General features: G+C 42.1%; 18 protein-coding genes. 9 read left to right on the top strand and 9 right to left on the bottom strand.

Going from position 1 to position 17,726, the window contains the following annotated elements; genetic code table 11:
* Nucleotides 1–30 precede the first annotated feature (30 nt).
* The 5 genes from EW142_RS13530 to EW142_RS13510 all read right to left on the bottom strand — a co-directional run bounded on the left by EW142_RS13530 (nt 31) and on the right by EW142_RS13510 (nt 4,005).
* On the bottom strand, nt 31–1,161 hold the full coding sequence (locus EW142_RS13530) for a DUF819 family protein (RefSeq protein WP_240740217.1): 1,131 nt from the start codon (nt 1,159–1,161) through the stop codon (nt 31–33).
* Nucleotides 1,158–2,126 carry a succinylglutamate desuccinylase/aspartoacylase family protein gene (locus tag EW142_RS13525; RefSeq protein WP_240740216.1) on the bottom strand — a complete coding sequence of 323 codons (969 nt, stop codon included), beginning with the start codon at nt 2,124–2,126 and terminating at the stop codon, nt 1,158–1,160. The genes EW142_RS13530 and EW142_RS13525 overlap by 4 nt, the downstream gene beginning before the upstream one ends.
* A 107-nt stretch (nt 2,127–2,233) precedes the next feature.
* Nucleotides 2,234–2,905 carry a 16S rRNA (cytidine(1402)-2'-O)-methyltransferase gene (gene rsmI, locus EW142_RS13520; RefSeq protein WP_130614693.1) on the bottom strand — a complete coding sequence of 224 codons (672 nt, stop codon included), beginning with the start codon at nt 2,903–2,905 and terminating at the stop codon, nt 2,234–2,236.
* Between the two features lie 9 nt (nt 2,906–2,914).
* Complete coding sequence (locus EW142_RS13515; protein ID WP_130614691.1) at nt 2,915–3,271, bottom strand: DoxX family protein; 357 nt, start codon at nt 3,269–3,271, stop codon at nt 2,915–2,917.
* Nucleotides 3,272–3,324: 53 nt separating this feature from the next.
* A complete protein-coding gene (locus EW142_RS13510) occupies nt 3,325–4,005 on the bottom strand; it encodes a hypothetical protein (protein WP_130614689.1) in 681 nt (226 codons plus the stop codon).
* 156 nt (nt 4,006–4,161) lie between these two features.
* Between EW142_RS13510 and EW142_RS13505 the strand changes: the two genes are divergently transcribed.
* From EW142_RS13505 to arfB, 7 genes are all read left to right on the top strand, one after another.
* Nucleotides 4,162–4,806, top strand: coding sequence for a thymidine kinase (locus EW142_RS13505; protein ID WP_130614687.1), 645 nt, complete (start codon nt 4,162–4,164; stop codon nt 4,804–4,806).
* Entirely contained in the window at nt 4,799–5,908 is a 1,110-nt protein-coding gene (gene alr / locus EW142_RS13500) for an alanine racemase (protein ID WP_130614686.1), read from the top strand. Before EW142_RS13505 ends, alr begins: the two co-directional genes overlap by 8 nt.
* A gap of 76 nt (nt 5,909–5,984) precedes the next feature.
* A complete protein-coding gene (gene mscL / locus EW142_RS13495; protein ID WP_130614684.1) occupies nt 5,985–6,386 on the top strand; it encodes a large-conductance mechanosensitive channel protein MscL in 402 nt (133 codons plus the stop codon).
* A gap of 194 nt (nt 6,387–6,580) precedes the next feature.
* Nucleotides 6,581–7,594 carry an aspartate-semialdehyde dehydrogenase gene (locus tag EW142_RS13490; RefSeq protein WP_130614682.1) on the top strand — a complete coding sequence of 338 codons (1,014 nt, stop codon included), beginning with the start codon at nt 6,581–6,583 and terminating at the stop codon, nt 7,592–7,594.
* 77 nt (nt 7,595–7,671) lie between these two features.
* Nucleotides 7,672–9,825 (top strand): prolyl oligopeptidase family serine peptidase, encoded by a 2,154-nt coding sequence (locus EW142_RS13485; RefSeq protein ID WP_130614680.1) that lies wholly within the window; start codon nt 7,672–7,674, stop codon nt 9,823–9,825.
* A gap of 111 nt (nt 9,826–9,936) precedes the next feature.
* Nucleotides 9,937–10,878, top strand: coding sequence for an ABC transporter ATP-binding protein (locus EW142_RS13480; protein WP_313790916.1), 942 nt, complete (start codon nt 9,937–9,939; stop codon nt 10,876–10,878).
* Nucleotides 10,875–11,279: an alternative ribosome rescue aminoacyl-tRNA hydrolase ArfB gene (arfB, locus tag EW142_RS13475; protein WP_130614678.1), complete on the top strand. Its 405-nt coding sequence runs from the start codon at nt 10,875–10,877 to the stop codon at nt 11,277–11,279. The genes EW142_RS13480 and arfB overlap by 4 nt, the downstream gene beginning before the upstream one ends.
* On the opposite strand, the gene EW142_RS13470 is transcribed toward arfB, so the two are convergent.
* From EW142_RS13470 to EW142_RS13455, 4 genes are all read right to left on the bottom strand, one after another.
* On the bottom strand, nt 11,276–11,647 hold the full coding sequence (locus EW142_RS13470; protein WP_130614676.1) for a nuclear transport factor 2 family protein: 372 nt from the start codon (nt 11,645–11,647) through the stop codon (nt 11,276–11,278). The two genes, arfB and EW142_RS13470, sit on opposite strands and share 4 nt — an antisense overlap.
* A gap of 90 nt (nt 11,648–11,737) precedes the next feature.
* Nucleotides 11,738–12,187, bottom strand: a complete 450-nt coding sequence (locus tag EW142_RS13465) for a GreA/GreB family elongation factor (RefSeq protein WP_130614674.1) — start codon at nt 12,185–12,187, stop codon at nt 11,738–11,740.
* Nucleotides 12,188–12,196: 9 nt separating this feature from the next.
* Nucleotides 12,197–13,546 carry a sensor histidine kinase gene (locus tag EW142_RS13460; RefSeq protein ID WP_130614672.1) on the bottom strand — a complete coding sequence of 450 codons (1,350 nt, stop codon included), beginning with the start codon at nt 13,544–13,546 and terminating at the stop codon, nt 12,197–12,199.
* 5 nt (nt 13,547–13,551) lie between these two features.
* Nucleotides 13,552–14,910 (bottom strand): sigma-54-dependent transcriptional regulator, encoded by a 1,359-nt coding sequence (locus EW142_RS13455; RefSeq protein WP_130614670.1) that lies wholly within the window; start codon nt 14,908–14,910, stop codon nt 13,552–13,554.
* 202 nt (nt 14,911–15,112) lie between these two features.
* On the opposite strand from EW142_RS13455, the gene EW142_RS13450 reads away from it, so the two are divergent.
* Complete coding sequence (locus EW142_RS13450; protein ID WP_130614668.1) at nt 15,113–16,456, top strand: TolC family protein; 1,344 nt, start codon at nt 15,113–15,115, stop codon at nt 16,454–16,456.
* A 7-nt stretch (nt 16,457–16,463) separates the two neighbouring features.
* Nucleotides 16,464–17,714, top strand: a complete 1,251-nt coding sequence (locus tag EW142_RS13445; protein ID WP_130614667.1) for an efflux RND transporter periplasmic adaptor subunit — start codon at nt 16,464–16,466, stop codon at nt 17,712–17,714.
* Nucleotides 17,715–17,726: the final 12 nt, after the last annotated feature.

Genomic DNA, 17,726 nt, shown 5'->3' with positions numbered 1-17,726 from the left:
AAAACCCTCTCTTTTAAACTTTACCTTGTCTTAAGCAAAGTGTTGACCCAGCAGATATATGGTCAACATCCCCCAAAATGTACCTGTGGCCATGCTTAAAATCGCCAAAACTATCGCATGGGGCATCCATTTTTTCTGGTAGGCAGCAGTTACTGCAGGGGCTGTTGCTATTCCTCCTACATTGGCCATACTTGCAATGGGCACCCAAGCCAAGTTTACATTAAGGAGTTTGGCGATTACCATCATAAAAACAAAGTGACCTAAAAGCCAAATAACCAAAAACCAAAAGAAAGTTCCATCAAAACCGATTACATCAAACCTAAGTTTTAATCCTAAGATGGCCATCACGATCAAAATCAGTACCCCGCCCAACTTGAGGGAAAAGCCAAAATTCCACTTGGCGATAAAATTCCCCAAGATCAAACCAACAACGGAAAGGACAATTACCTTGGCCACGAACATCTCCAAGAACAGATTTGATAATAAAACGGTCAACAATAACAAGACTAAGGTGATCCACCATGATAAAGGTTTGCCAGAGCTTTCCCGAATTTCCTCTGGGATAATTTTATCCCTAATTCTAAAAAACACATTCAGTCTCCTGCTCTTTTTTATGGTTTGGAACATTAGAATGGTCCAAAGGTTGACCAAAATATTATCCATCACCAAAACCGAAAGAAAAATACCTTCCGGGCATTCCACTAGCTCCTTAAGCACCAATTGGCTTGTACTTCCGCCAATCCAGCTCCCGACGATGGGTGGGATACCTTTCCAAAAACCGTTTTGGGCAAAGGTTTTCAGTACCAGTTCGGTTTCCGGAAAACCCAGAATAAAAACTACCGGAAACAAGGCGATAAAAAAGGAACCTGCCACAAAAACGAGAATGGGCTTAAAACCAATGGCTTTTAACTGACCCAAAGAAAGACTGGCCATTACGGCCACAATGGTCAGGGGAATAAAGAATTCCTTGCTATAATCGTGCAGGCTATCTTGTGAAAAATCGAATCCAAAAGTATAGGAAATCAAAGCTGGAAGAATATATGCCAAAAGGATGGCTGGCACCCAATCAAAAATAGATTTCACATAGCGATTCTCCCATCGGTCAAGGTAGTAAATCGCTATTACCGTAAAGCAAGTGATGGCCCAAGGAACAATGCTCATGGACGCTTTGCTAATATCCCCAAATGAATGATGCGACTCCCCGAAACACTTATTGGATTGGTACTTTTTCCAACCACGATTCCAGCCTCTGGCGCCTTGTATTCCTCAATAATCTTCCCAAAGGAGTCCGTAAGAATGGCAATGGTATCCCCCTTCGCCAACATTTGATTCAAGTCTACCAACACCTTCAAATACCCGCCATTTTGGGTAAAAACCCAATACGATTTAGAACAAATATTCTTCGCTTCAAGAACCTCCACCTCGCCATCTGTAAACTTAAGCCAAGTCAACACTCTTAAAATGCCTTCTGTGCCACGTTTTATCATTTCTTGCTGAAAAACTTGCGGATTTCCATACTCCATAGTGATGGAATGTACTCCCTTGCTTATGGCAAAAGCTCGGAGTGTTTGTGCCGTGGCCTCCCCAAAACTTGCTTTTCCCTTGTTCGAAACAATGATATCCGGTTGAAGGATTCTTAACATGTTCGCTAAGGTGTCATCTTGCATGTCTCCGCGTCCATAAAGGCTGTTGACCCGACCAAAACTGGCGGTATGAAGGTCGATATGATAATCAAAAAGTGGGATTATTTTCTTTCCAATTTGATGGGCCATTTGTTGGGAGCGATTCCCTTCCGCCTTACCAGGGAACAATCGATTTAAATCTTGTTGGTCAACGTATTCGCGTTGTGTATTGGCAATGGCAAGGGGATTCAACCCTGGAATTGCAACTACTGTTCCCTTGAGCTTGGAAACATCCAGGCTATCCATCAAATTGTAGATAATGGGAATGCCATTAAGTTCATTACCGTGAATGGCTGCCGTCAAACCAAACACCTGGCCTTCTTCAACACCTTTGGCAATCAACACCGGTACTTTTATGGGGTTTGAGAAGCCATCCTCTCCCAATTTGAGCCAGACTTTATGGATATTTCCAGATTCAAAATATGATGGTTTCAGACTATCCATTATCGGGATATCCATTTTTTGGGCGCTTAAACCCCAAGACATCACAAAAAAAACCAATAGACAAAGCCTTCTTCCCATGACTTTAAAAGATGACCTAAATATAGTTTTTATTTCCGCCCCTCCACCACTATCACAATTTCTCCTTTTGGTGGGTTTTGATTGAAGTGCTCCAGTATCTCTTCCAAGGTTCCTCGAACCGTTTCCTCATATAATTTGGTAAGTTCCCTAGAGACGGAGCCCCTTCTATTGGCCCCAAAATACTCCACAAACTGGGTCAAGGTCTTGATCAGTTTATGTGGTGACTCATAAAATACCATGGTTCTACTTTCTTGGGACAAGAATTCCAGTCGGGTTTGGCGTCCTTTTTTAATAGGCAAAAATCCTTCAAAAACAAACCGATCATTGGGCAGTCCGCTATTGACCAGGGCAGGAACAAAAGCTGTTGCCCCAGGCAAGCATTCCACTTCAATACCATTTTCAACACAAGCCCTTGTGAGAAGAAATCCAGGGTCAGAAATGGCAGGTGTACCTGCATCTGAAATCAAGGCCATAGTGGTCCCACCCTTCAATTTTTCCACTAGTGAAGAAAGGGTTTTGTGCTCATTGTGCATATGATGACTCTGAAGTGGGGTGGGAATTTCATAATGTTTTAGCAACTTGCCGCTGGTGCGGGTATCTTCGGCCAAAATCAAATCGACCTCCTTAAGAACGGTAATCGCCCTTAGGGTGATATCTTCAAGATTTCCTATTGGGGTCGGAACCAAATACAGTTTTCCCATGGACCAGAGTTAAGGCCTTACCTTTTTTCCTGTAAAATATGATGTCAAAACAAAAACAAAGGCCAATACAGCGCCCATGTGTTGTCCATCACTGATCATATAATGGGCGAAAAATGCCAAAATCGAATTGAAAAAGAAACCAGCATAGGCCCATTCTTTCAACCATTTGGAAAAGTTGCCCCAAATGGCGATCAAACCCAAAACCTTTGCCGTGGCCATAGGATAAATGAGATAGGTGGGATAACCCATGGCTTCAAAAAACCCACGAATCATTTCATGGTTGAACAGGTAATTGTAAACGGAAAAACACATGATGGCCGTCAACAAGACCGTTGCGGCCCAAAAAAGAATTTTTTGGATTTTCATTGCGTTGGTATTAGGATGCAATCCTAAAAATAAGAAAAGAATTTAAGAGGTTCCTAGGCGAATCGTCTTTCAATAAGCCCCATCAAACGCTCTTCATAACCTTCTTTGCCTTCCCAATTATTGTATTCAGGTTTCACAAGGTTAATGATAAATGCTTTCGAACGCTCCTCGGTGTCAATTGAGTTCAATTGGGAAATTACCTTTTCGTATTCGTTCTTATTATCATTGAAAAGATGCTTTATAAAAGCCAGTTTATCGTTGAGTCCAATTTTATAGTCCTTGACCAGACTGTCGTTCAAAGTTTTTTTTTCCTCAACGTTGTTCTCAGTATCAGTGGAAGAAAGATACCCCTTGTCATCTTTCATGGTCTCCGGCTTAGCCACAAACTCCGTAAAAAAATGTTCCACTGCTTTTTCCGTGGGCATTTCAGAAACCATGTCCTTGATAGTATCCATTCCTGGAGTGATTATATCCTCCTCATGTGGATTACTTTCCGGAACTGCGATATTGCCACTTAATACGGCATTGGCCATTTTTTCAAATCGCGATGCAATCACATTTTTTGATACATCGACCTGAACATCACTCAATTTCTCATCAATGAACTTTAGCACGGCCAACTTCTCATATATCTCCTTGGCCCTATCATAAAGGGCGCTTAAATCTTGGTCGTCCCTTGCTGTTATAACTTCTGTGGATAGCTTGATCAACTCCTCCCTTAACTTCCTTACCATCACTTAAATCTTTTTATAAAAATAAAATCATTTTGGCTACGCTCCTGAGAATAAAAGGTTAAATTTTGTCTCTATTTCAAGGCTTAATTTTTTAGTAGCTTTGTGTTTTTCCTTAATAAAACGGAAGAACCGCCCATTTTCGTTTAAAAGTACAATATGTTTCTCGAAAACACTGTAAACCATGAAGAGCAGTTTGGATGGATAGAGGTTATCTGCGGCTCTATGTTTTCTGGAAAGACCGAAGAATTGATCCGTCGTTTGAAACGTGCCCAGTTTGCGCGGCAAAAGGTGGAGATATTCAAACCCATTGTCGACACGCGATATCATGAAGATATGGTGGTTTCGCACGATTCAAATGAAATTCGGTCCACCCCTGTTCCCGCAGCTGCCAATATCCGTTTACTGGCAGATGATTGTGATGTGGTGGGCATTGATGAGGCACAGTTTTTCGATGACGAAATCGTAACCGTATGCAACGATTTGGCCAATCGGGGCGTTCGTGTTGTCGTGGCCGGATTGGACATGGATTTTAAAGGAAATCCATTCGGACCCATGCCTGCCCTTATGGCCACAGCCGAATACGTGACCAAAGTACATGCCGTATGCACAAGAACGGGCAACTTGGCCAACTACAGTTTTAGAAAGGCCGATGACGACAAGTTGGTGCTTTTGGGCGAAACGGGAGAATACGAACCCCTAAGCCGAGCAGCATTTTACAAGGCTATGCTCAAAGAAAAAATCAGTAAAATGGATGTGGATGTGGAGGAGGTAAAGCCCAAAAAGAAAACGGCCAATGGATAAAGTTGGGGAAACCACTCTGGAAATAGACCTTTCCGCACTAGAGCACAATTTCAGGTATTTAAAATCAAAATTACTTCCGGAAACCAAGTTTTTAGCTGTAGTTAAGGCCTTTGCCTATGGCAGCGATATGGTGGCTATTGCCAAAAAAATGGAAACTCTCGGAGTAGATTATTTTGCCGTTGCCTATGTAAAAGAGGGCGTTTTGCTACGTGATGCGGGAATTATGTCTCCCATTCTGGTGCTGCATCCCCAACCCGTAAATTTTGGTGAACTGATTGACCGCTGTCTTGAGCCCAGCCTGTATTCCCAAAAAATTTTAAAACAGTTTCTTAAAACGGCCCATCAAAAAAAACAAAAGGACTATCCTGTACATCTTAAGTTTAATACAGGACTGAACCGCTTGGGCTTTTGGGAAACCGATGCTGAGCATATTAGCGCGCAGCTAGCAGGAAGGAACGAGATCAAAATCAAATCGATTTTTTCCCATTTAGCTGCCTCTGAAGATTTGACGGAGAAGGAATTCAGTCAAATGCAGATTAAAACCTTTGAGAAAATTAGTGCGGAACTGAACCAAAAACTAGGCTATAGCCCCTTCCGCCATATGTTAAATACCTCCGGGATCATCAACTATCCTAAGGCACAGTTTGAGATGGTCAGAAGCGGTATTGGCCTCTACGGGTATGGAAATGATGCTAAAGAAGACCAAAACCTAAAGCCCGTTGCGACGCTAAAGACCATAATATCACAAATACATAAAATTGAACCTGGGGAAACCGTAGGCTATAACCGTGCGTTCGCTTCAGAGGATCATCGCATCTCTGCGACCTTACCCATTGGTCATGCGGATGGTATCGGAAGGCAATATGGTAAAGGCAAGGCCCATGTAACTATCCACGGAAAGAAAGCACCAATAATCGGAAACGTTTGTATGGATATGATTATGGTAGATGTCACGGATATTGACTGTCAAGAAGGGGATGAAGTGCTTGTTTTCGGTGAAAATGCATCCGCGGAGCAGTTTGCAACATTAGCAAATACAATCTCCTACGAGATACTGACCGCCATATCACAACGCGTGAAAAGGACATATAAGGACACTTGATTTTCCTGCTCTCTTCTTGCCATAATCCTTTTTTTCAGTATTTTAACATCCATTAACCACTAAAACAACTATAAATATGGGATTTCTTAAAGAATTCAAGGACTTTGCAATGAAAGGAAACCTGGTGGATATCGCCGTTGGTTTCGTAATGGGTGCTGCATTCAACAAAGTAGTGGCCTCTTTTACTGGAGGAATAGTTTCTCCTTTGATAGGTTTGCTTTTCAATGCAGATTTCAACGATGTAAAATATATTATTAAAGATGGAACAGTGAATGATGCCGGAGAGACCGTAGGGGAAATTGCCATATTGTGGGGTCAGTTTCTGACCAATGTCATTGACTTCTTAATCGTAGCATTTGTAATGTTCATGATTGTTAAAGCAGTGAACAAAATGAAGAAACCGGAGCCCGCTCCCGCACCTTCAGGACCAAGCCAAGAAGAGCTATTGGCTGAAATCAGGGATTTGCTTAAGAAATAATAATACGATGACCTGGGCTTTTGCTACAGGTTGCCGCTACACCACAAACTGGTAATTAAAGCCGTCAGTAGGTCTCGCAAACCACTGACGGTTGTTTTATTTGTAACATTTTGTTATTTATTGATTATCGAATGCTAAAATGCTTGCCTAAATCAATTGCTGAAGTACCTTTGTCCCAAGAAATTTGATGAAACATGAAAGTAGCCGTTGTTGGCGCCACCGGAATGGTTGGTGAAGTGATGTTGAAAGTATTGGCTGAGCGGGATTTTCCCATCTCTGAATTATTGTTGGTCGCCTCAGAACGATCCGTTGGGAAAAAATTGGAATTCAAAGGAAAGGAATATACCATTATTGGGCTATCGGATGCTATAGCCACCCAACCCGATATTGCCATTTTTTCAGCAGGAGGAAATACCTCATTGGAATGGGCTCCAAAATTCGCAGAAGTAGGAACAACGGTCATTGACAACTCCTCGGCTTGGCGCATGGACCCTACCAAAAAATTGGTGGTCCCTGAAATCAATGCGCATCAGCTTACTACGGAAGATAAAATAATTGCTAATCCCAATTGCTCTACCATTCAAATGGTAATGGCGCTTGACCCTTTGCACAAGAAGTATCAAATGAAACGCGTTGTGGTATCGACCTATCAATCCGTTTCTGGAACCGGAGTCAAAGCGGTTCAACAGCTCGAAAATGAAATGGCCGGCGTAAAAGGTGAAATGGCATATCCTTATCCTATCAATAGGAATGCCCTTCCCCATTGTGATGTGTTTTTGGAAAACGGGTATACCAAAGAGGAAATGAAACTCGCTCGGGAACCACAGAAAATTTTGGACGACCGAACCTTCTCTGTGTCAGCAACTGCCGTTCGAATTCCTACTGCAGGGGGACATTCAGAGTCAGTAAACGTGGAATTTCATAACGATTTTGACCTTTCCGAAGTGCGAAAGTTGCTCAGTGAAACTCCGGGTATTGTGGTTCAAGACAATCCAGATACCAATACCTATCCCATGCCCATCTATGCCCATGACAAGGATGAGGTTTTTGTGGGTCGCATCCGAAGGGATGAAACACAGCGAAATACCTTGAACATGTGGATCGTATCCGACAACCTACGAAAAGGAGCTGCTACCAATGCCGTGCAAATCGCGGAATATTTGGTTGAAAAAGGTTTGGTGGCGACAAAGACTTCCGCTATTTCTTAAAATCCGTTAAAGGTTTAACGTGTTGACCAAAGACTAGGGCTAAATATGCTATTTTTAGCAGATTAAATCTGTGGAAAATGCAAAAATTAACCCTCCTAATCGCTGTGCTTATTCTTGCCAGCTGCTCCCAGGAAAAAAAGAAAGACCCTATCGTTGTGAACTATCCCGTAACAAACAAGGTAGATACCATTGACACATATTTCGGAACCGAGGTTAAAGATCCCTATCGTTGGTTGGAGGATGACCGAAGTGCTGAAACAGAAGCATGGGTCAAGACCCAAAACGCCACCACCTTTGGCTATTTGGATAAAATCCCCTTTAGGGAAGATCTAAGAAATCGACTCGAAAAACTCTGGAACTACGAAAAATTAGGGTCCCCTTTCAAAGAAGGGGATTACACCTATTATTATAAAAATAATGGGCTCCAAAACCAATACGTGGTGTATCGTCAAAAAGAGGGGGAAGAAGCGGAGGTTTTTTTGGACCCCAACACCTTCTCCGAAGATGGAACAACTTCTTTAATGGGTCTGAGCTTTACCAAAGACGGCTCAAAAGCCGCTTATCTGATTTCCGAAGGCGGCAGCGATTGGCGAAAGGGTATCGTAATCGATACCAATACCATGGAGGTTGTTGAAGACACTTTGGTCGATATTAAGTTTAGTGGCATTTCATGGAAGGGGAACGATGGTTTCTTCTATTCCAGCTACGACAAGCCAAAGGGTAGTGAGCTCTCCGCAAAAACAGATCAGCATAAATTATATTATCACAAGTTGGGTACCCCCCAATCGGAAGACGAAGTTATTTTTGGCGGGATTCCAGAGGAAAAACATCGCTATGTGGGGAGCAACGTTTCTGAAGATGAGCGCTATTTATTCATTTCGGCCGCTACTTCAACCTCAGGCAATAAATTGTTCTTAAAGGATTTGAGCCAATCCGATAGTCCGTTAGTGACCATTTTAGGCGATACAGATTCTGATACTTATGTGATAGACAATACAGGGTCCAAATTATTTTTGGTCACCAATCGAAATGCACCCAACAAAAAAATTGTGGTGGTGGATGCCTCAAATCCTCTACCAGAGCAATGGACAGACCTTATTCCAGAAACCGAAAACGTGCTTACGGCAGGAACAGGTGGAGGCTATTTCTTTACGGAGTATATGGTCGATGCCATTTCAAAAGTGCTTCAATACGACTATGATGGAAAGCTGGTACGCGAGGTAAATCTTCCCGGTGTGGGCAGTGCCAATGGTTTTGGTGGAAAAAAAGAAGAAAGCGAATTTTATTTTTCATTCACCAACTATAACACACCAGGCTCATCTTACAAATACAATGTACAGACCGGTGCCTACGAGCAGTATTGGAAACCTGAAATTGACTTTGATCCTGAAGATTATGTTTCTACCCAAGTGTTTTATTCCTCTAAGGATGGAACCAAGGTACCTATGATCATTACGCATAAAAAAGGTGTTGCGCTCGATGGTAAAAACCCAACCATATTATATGGTTATGGAGGATTCAATATTAGTTTGACCCCTTCCTTTAGTATTGTCAATGCCGTTTGGATGGAACAAGGCGGGATTTATGCCGTTCCCAACCTTCGTGGTGGTGGCGAGTATGGTAAAGCATGGCATATTGCAGGGACCAAACAGCAAAAACAAAATGTGTTCGACGACTTTATTGCCGCTGCGGAATACCTCATCCAAAACAAGTACACATCAAAAGAGTATTTGGCCATTCGTGGAGGATCTAACGGTGGGTTGTTGGTCGGCGCCGCTATGACACAACGCCCTGACCTGATGCAGGTAGCATTGCCCGCCGTAGGTGTTCTGGATATGCTTAGGTATCATACGTTTACCGCAGGTGCTGGTTGGGCCTACGACTATGGTACTTCAGAAGAAAATGAAGCAATGTTCCAATACCTTAAAGGGTATTCCCCGGTACACAATGTAAGGGCAGGAACCGAATATCCCGCTACTTTGGTCACTACAGGGGATCACGATGATCGTGTTGTTCCCGCGCACAGTTTTAAGTTTGCCGCTGAGTTGCAAGAAAAGCAAGCTGGAAACAATCCTACGCTTATTCGCATTGAAACCAATGCAGGACATGGTGCTGGGACCCCGGTTAGTAAAACCATTGAACAATATGCTGATATTTTTGGTTTTACCTTGTTCAATATGGGATTTGAGCAACTGCCAAATAGGGCTGTGCTAAAAGAGTTCAAGGATTAAATTCCAATAGGTCATTTCAAATCCGTTTCCGAAGAAGCGGTTTTGTCTTTTTTGATTATATATATGCTCAGGGTTCGTATTGATTCTTTCAGTTATGAAAACCAGAAAATCTTGGAAGACATTTCTTTCCAGGTTGAAAAAGGTGAGTATATCGCGTTGATGGGCGAAAGTGGGTCAGGAAAGAGCACGGTACTTAAAATTATTTACGGTCTCCTTCATATGGAGAAGGGCTCCATTTTCTGGCAAGACAAACAAGCTTTAGGGCCAAACTTCAACCTAGTCCCTGGGGAGTCTTACATGAAGTTTCTATCGCAAGATTTCGATTTAATGCCCTTCACGACCGTTGAGGAAAACATCGCGGAACACCTATCTGTTTTTACAAGGGAATCCCACGATACAAGGGTTGCTGAACTATTACAGCTTATTGGTCTTGAGGCGTACGCCAAAACCAAGGTCAAAAATTTAAGTGGAGGACAACAGCAACGTGTGGCTTTGGCCAAGGTACTGGCTCAAGAGCCCGAAGTTCTTCTTTTAGATGAGCCTTTTGGCCATATCGATAATTTTAAGCGGAATATTCTTCGAAGAAATTTATTTGCTTATTTAAAGGAAAAAGGGATAACCGTGGTTACAGCAAGCCATGACCCCAATGACGTTTTGCCGTATGCCGACCGAATGTTGGTTCTCAAGGATGGAAGGGCCATTGCGCATAATACCACAAGGGAACTTTTTGAAAACCCCCCTGATTATTATGTGGCATCGTTGTTTGGAGAAGTGAACCAAGTGCCAATTCAGCTGCTAAAAGCCTATGCCCCCATGGATAAATTGGTACTCATTTACCCACATGAATTCAAGTTTTCAGATGCTTCCGGATTAAAAGTGGAAGTGGTCAACTCCTATTACAAGGGAACCCATTTTTTAAATGAAGGAACCACCGAAACGGGATTCTCTATCTACTTTAACTCGCCAACCCCGCTGAGTTTAGGCAACATTGTTTTTCTAAATATTCCATTGGAAAAAGTTAACTTAAGGCTCAGGCCCAAAGACTCAGATTGAACAAGGAAATTATCGTCAAGGAACTCGTATTTAAGGCCATTCGAAGTAGTGGGCCGGGAGGACAACATGCGAACAAGGTTGCTTCTAAAGTAGAACTCACCTTTAACGTGAGCCAATCCCAAGGTTTCTCCAATTCCGAAAAAGAAAGGTTATACTTGAAGTTAAGACCAAGGTTGAATTTGGAAGGAGTCCTGAAATTACAATGTGAGGAATCTCGAAGTCAACACAAAAACAAGCAGCTAGTAACGCAACGTTTTTTCGAAATGATAAAAAAGGCTTTGGAGGTCCGGAAAAAAAGAAAACCTACAAAGCCTTCGAAATCTTCTGTGGAAAAAAGATTGAAGTCAAAAAAGATGCAATCCGAAAAGAAAGCGGGACGCAAGAAATTCGATACAGACTAACCCATGTCCGGTACTTCATAGAAGTACTGTGCCCTCTTGATTTTGCCATCCTCCACCTGATACATGCAGAGCTCGTCAAATGCCCATCTCCCTTGGCCTTTAAAGGTAGCATCCATCGACATGGGCACTACAAAATGATTAGCGGCCACAACGGGGTCACCCACCGAGCCACCATGAATTTCCTCTATCCCCTCGGCCCATTGTAGATAGCCGTTCCAAATGTTTTCCTTCCCCTTGGTGATTTTCTCACCTGGCATTCCGTCCATTTCAACACTCACCGCATCGTCGGCATAAAGATCATACGCTTCCTTGTACTTTTCGTCCCGACATAGTTGAACAAGCTTGTCCGCAACTTCTTGTGTAGTCATGATATTGTTTATTGGTTAATACCTTTAAAGATAGCCAACTAAGAAACGGTATTATTTTAAGGAATGGTTAAAATGTTTTGTGGCCGGTAACTAATTGACTTCTAAAATTTTGATTTGCTTGCCATTCAGATTGAATGTCTCTCCTTTCTGCTTTCCCAAGAGCAGTTGGCCTATAGGAGAAGCTGCTGAGATACAGAAAACTTTCCCCTCGGAAGAATTTAAAAAGCCTGCAGAAATAGCAATGAAGAACTGATTGTAGTTGGTTTTGACCCAGCTCCCCAAACGTATCTTGTCCTTTGTTTCCGCTAAACCAACTTTTTGCAGTATTTGCTTCATCTGGTTCAGTTCGAATAGCTGTTTGCCCAGCTTCTCCTGCTCCAACTGCACCATTGCCCTGCCTGTTTCATGTTTGTCGCCGGCTGAGCTCTTGGTCTCAGCGTTTAAAGATTCTTGTAAGGCTTGGCTTATTTGAATGAGGTCTTGTTCTTTTTTGGTAACAAAGTCCCAACAATGCTTCATCAAGTTTTCTTTTAAAGACATCGCCAAGTTTTAAGCAAACAATAATCGAAAGGCAGTTTCCTGGTTTGGAATGGAATGCACCTTCAAACTTCCTCCGTGCAACTGCATAACTCTTTTGGACAAGCTAAGTCCTATCCCTGTGCCATCATTTTTGGTGGTGAAGAAGGGAACAAATATCTCTTCCATCAATTCAGGAGGAATCCCCGGACCGTTGTCTACCACCTCAATAAACTTTGTCCCATTGACTTCACCTGCACTTAGAATCACTTTTCCATTTTGCATTTCAGCAACAGACTGCATGGCATTTTTACAAAGGTTGATCAACACCTGGGATATTTGTTTCTCATCAAGATAAAATTCAAGGTCAATTGGATTGCATTCGGTGGTAAATCCAACTGCCTTTTGATTGTTGCCGGATGACATGAGTACTTCTATCTTACCCATCAGATCACTCCCTTTTACCAAGGTTCTGTCGGGCGTTGGCACACTCAATAGACTACGGTAGGATTGTACAAAGTCCATAAGACTTCCTCCTTGTTTCTTAATAACTTCAAGTCCTTTTACCGTATTACTGATATGGCTTTCTTCCAAATCTGCCGAGGAAATCGCCTTTCCATCTTTCTGAAAGTACTTGGCAATGGTTTCTGAGATTGATGTGATAGGGGTGATGGTATTCATGATTTCGTGTGTGAGAACGCGAATGAGACGAACCCAAGATTCTGTCTCTTTTTCGTCAAGTTCCTTGTCGATATCCTGGGCAACCACCAACAATAACTCTTCCCCGTTAAGCACAACGCCTGTGCATTTCAATGCCAATTGTCTTTGTTCACGTTCTGTGGTCAGTTCCACCAATTTTCTGTCAAAGGGTTTCAAATCAGCAAATAGTAGATACAAATTCTCGTCTACCTGATTCAGTTGTTTGATATGGTTGAGCGGATTATGGTTGAGCAAGCGTTCCATAGTTGGATTGGCAAAGAAGATGTGGCCCGCCGGGTTAACGGTCAATATGCCAATGTCTGCTTGTTTGATAATTTCCTGATAGTATTTTTCCTTGGCCTCATTTTTCAGGTACATCTCTTGCACCATCTCATTAAGAAGGTTTAGGCTATTGTTGAGTTCATTCAGGGATTTTATTTTGGTTTCCTTTGGAAAACGCAGCGTGAAATCCTCGTTTTTAATCGATTGAAAAACGTAGGCAATCGCTTGGTTGGTCCTGTTGAAAAAACGGACCAAATAAATGAGTTGCGCTATAAAAAGAACAAACAGAATGCCTCCAGATAAAAACTCTTCCCTCAAGAGAAAAAAAGTGGTTCCCAAGGCAGTCAATCCGATAAGCACCACCCTAAAAATTAACTGGTAATAAAAATTCTTGCTTACCATTCAGCCTACTTTTTTTTCAGTTTGTTGTATAAGGTCTGTCTTGAAATTCCGAGTTGTTCCGCCGCGGCGCTATGGTTTCCATCATTTTGGTCCAAAGCCCTTGATATCATTTGTTGTTCCATATCATCCAAAGTAACGGGGCCATTGCCAAATGTCTGGGAAGGCTTTACATGCAAAAGAAAATCGGAAGGCTTCAACACATTGCCCTCCGACAAAATTATGGCACGCTCCATAGTATGCTGCAGCTCCCTCACATTGCCCGGCCAAGCATATTCCATAAGCTTTTCTTGCGCTGCACTATTGATTTTGAGTCCAGGTTTATCATATTTATTGGCAAATCGTTTTAGAAAAAAGTCAGCCAAAATCAGAATATCCCCTTCGCGCTCACGCAATGGGGGTACCTCAATGTGAATGGTGTTGATGCGATACAACAAATCCTCTCGGAACAATCCATCGGCCACCATTTTTTCCAAATTGCAGTTGGTCGCACAAATGAGACGAATATCCACAGCTACAGGTTTGTTTGAGCCTACTCGGACAATGGATTTATTTTGAATGGAAGACAGCAACTTCGCCTGCATCTGAAGCGAAAGATTTCCCATCTCATCCAAAAACAGTGAGCCTTGATGGGCCGCTTCAAACTTACCGGTTCTATCCTCCTTGGCATCGGTAAAAGAGCCTTTTAGGTGACCAAAAAGTTCACTTTCAAAAAGGTTTTCAGCTATGGATCCCATATCCACACCAATGAATACCTCATCCTTTCGGCTTGATAAACGGTGGAGCTCTCGTGCTATAAGCTCCTTTCCGGTCCCATTCTCACCAGTTATCAAAACGTTGACGTCGGTTTTTGCCACCTTTCTTGTCAAATTCAAAACAGAGGTCAAGGCCTTTGAATTACCAATGATAAAGTTCTTGTCATCATTGATGACCTGTTTTAAACTGCTCTCCTTTTTCTTAAGCTTGTGGATTTCCTGTTTGGATTTCCGCAACTCATAGGCGGATTTTACCGTGGTCAACAACCTTTCATTGTTCCAAGGTTTTAGAATAAAATCCGCAGCTCCCTTCTTGAGCGCATCCACGGCCAAGTCCACGGCACCATAAGCAGTCATCATGATAACCGAAGTGCTAGGGGATTTCTTTTTGATTTCATTTAACCAAAACAATCCCTCGTTTCCAGTGTTTACCCCAGCGGAGAAATTCATATCAAGTAAAACAATGTCAATCTCATTCATTTTGGGAAAGGAAGAAATTTGATTGGGATTGAATAAGGTCTGAACACTCTTATATTCAAACTGAAGTAAAATCTCGAGTGCACTGAGAACACTTTTGTTGTCATCTATCACCAAAATATTGGCATCAATCATATCTTATTCTAATTAGCAGGTCTCTAAAACTACAAATCAAGTTTCAGCCCGAAAAGCAATTGTAAAATATTTGGACACAAATTGTACAAAAAATTTACACCGTCACATTTCGTTTAATACGGACGGATTACTAATAAATTGATTATCAGATTTTTAACTTTTTGGCACATGAATCGTATTAAGTTTGGCACAGTACTAAATTATGAGTCTACGATTTTACATATTTACTTTTCTTCTGATTTCTTCCTTCACGGGGGTCTCACAAAAGGTTTGGACCTTGGACGAGTGTGTTGCCCATGCTATTGAGCACAACCTTCAGGTAAAAAATACCAACTACAACAAAGACTCCAGTAAAGAGAGTTATCGGCAATCGATTCGAAATTTGTTGCCCAACGTAACCGGCTTTACGGATTATAGAATCAATACTGGACTTACCGAAGATCCCCAGACCGGTGTTTTGGTAAATCGCGAATTCAACAACGCCAACTATAGTCTAAATGCAAATCTGGATATTTTTCAGGGTTTCCAAAAATTGAATGCGATAAAGGCTGCCAAGTATATTTATCAGGCTACCGAAGAAGATATTGTACAAGAAAAGTTTTTGTTAGCCTTTAGGGTAATGAGTGCCTTTTATGATATTAAATTTAATGAGGGACTTGTGGCCAACTCGCTGGAACAACAGCAAATTTCACAGACCAATTACGATTTGGTGCATAGACAGGTGGAATTGGGCCTTATGGCCGAGGCGGATTTGTACGAAGCCGAATCCAACCTACTATCGGATAAGTTATTGGTGACACAGAATCAAAATTTACTGGCCATTTCAAAATTAACTCTGCTTCAAGAAATGAACCTGACCGGTGTTGAGGACATTGCTTTGCAGCTCGAAACAGAACCAACCACTGATTTGACTGGACCCAACCAGGTTTCTTTGGATTCGCTTTATGATTCAGCAAGAAATTTTGTTCCCTTGGTCAAGGGTCAGGAATTTCGCGTAATGGCCGCTAAAAAACAATTACAATCAACCCGTGGAGGACTGTTCCCTTCCCTTACGATGGTAGCGGGAATGTCGTCTCGATATTCTGAAACCAACACAGATGACAATGACGATATTGTCCCATTCTCGGACCAAATCGGTGATAATTTTGCACGTTTTGTTGGAGCAGAACTTCGTATTCCAATTACAAACGGCTGGTCTAATAGATCAAGGGTAAAACAACAAAAAATAGCCTACCTACAGGCCAAGAACAATTTAAAAATACAAGAGCAAGAACTGTTTCAATTATTGCAGCAATTGGTTCAAACCAATCAAGCGCTCATAGCAGAATATGAGCAAAGCAACAAAAGAGTACAGGCCCAGGAAATTGCTTTTCACATTGCCCAAAAGCGGTACGAAAAAGGATTGATCAACGCCCTTGAGCTTTTTCAGGCCAAAAACTTATTTGGAACCGCTCAAAACGAAAATTTACAGGTAAGTCTGCGGTTAAAGGTGAACGAGAGCACGATAGATTTCTATAACGGCTTACCTATTTTTAATATCAACTAATCGAGAAATGGATATACAGCTAGAAAAAAAGAAAGGACTAAGACCCAAGCACTACGGTTACATCGCATTAGGTTTAGTGGTCTTGTTTGCAGGATGGAAGTTGATTTTCGCAAGTGCAACTTCAACATTCAGGACAGAAAAGGAACGCGTTTCCATTGCCCAGGTAATTGATGGAAAGTTCGATGATTATATCACCATTAACGGTAATGTCGCTCCTATTGCCACAATTTATATGGACGCCTATGAGGGTGGACGTGTGGCCGAAAAGCTTATCGAGGAGGGAACCATGGTGAAAAAAGGAGACATCATCCTTAAGCTTGAGAACATGGGCCTATATGAGCAAATTTTGGCCAGTGAAAGCAACTTGGCCCTAAAACAAAACGACCTGCGTTCCACCAAATTGAACTTTGATTCCCGCTTGGTTGACGGAAGAAGGTCTTTGGCTACAGCTTACTACGACTTGCAACGTCTAAAAAGAAACTACGAGCAAAATCAAGATTTGTATCAAGAGAAACTTATTTCCAAAGAAGCATACTTGTTGTCCAAGGAAAATTATGAACTAGCCAAAAAACAGCACGACATTTTGGAAGTACAGACTAAACAGGACGAAGCGCTGAGCAAAACATCTTTGGCTAGTTTGGATGGGGATTTAGAGCGCATGCGCAAAACCCTTTCCATGGTCTATGAACGCTTAGATCACTTGAATGTAAGAGCCCCTGCAGATGGCCAACTAGGTTTTTTGGATGCCGAAATCGGGCAAAACATTGCCCAAGGTGAACGTATCGGGCAAGTCAATGTACTCACGGACTTTAAAATTGAAGCGGAAATTGATGAGCACTACATTGACCGAGTACGAAGAGACCTTTCCGCATCATTGGAAAGAAACGGAAATGAATACCCGCTTCGAGTCAGAAAGGTATATCCAGAGGTTCGAAATGGACGGTTTAGAATTGACTTGGTGTTCACCGAAGACAAGCCAGAAACAATCCGAGCTGGGCAAAGCTATAATATTAAGTTGCAGCTTGGCGCTTCCAATGATGCCCTGCTATTGCCCAAAGGCGGTTTCTTCCAAAGCACGGGAGGTCAGTGGGTCTTTGTTTTGGGCACAAATGAAAATGAAGCCCTAAAACGAAACATTAGAATTGGAAAGCAAAACTCAAGATACTACGAAGTCCTTGAGGGGCTTCAGCCCGGGGAAAAAGTTATCACTAGTAATTATGACAGCTTTGGAACCGCTGAAAGAATAGTTTTAAAATAAAAATCAATTAAT

The organism is Flagellimonas allohymeniacidonis (assembly GCF_004296335.1).
Taxonomy (GTDB): Bacteria; Bacteroidota; Bacteroidia; order Flavobacteriales; family Flavobacteriaceae; genus Flagellimonas; species Flagellimonas allohymeniacidonis.
The sequence above is the reverse complement of the archived record's forward strand: the minus strand, read 5'-3'. Positions and strand labels throughout refer to the sequence as shown.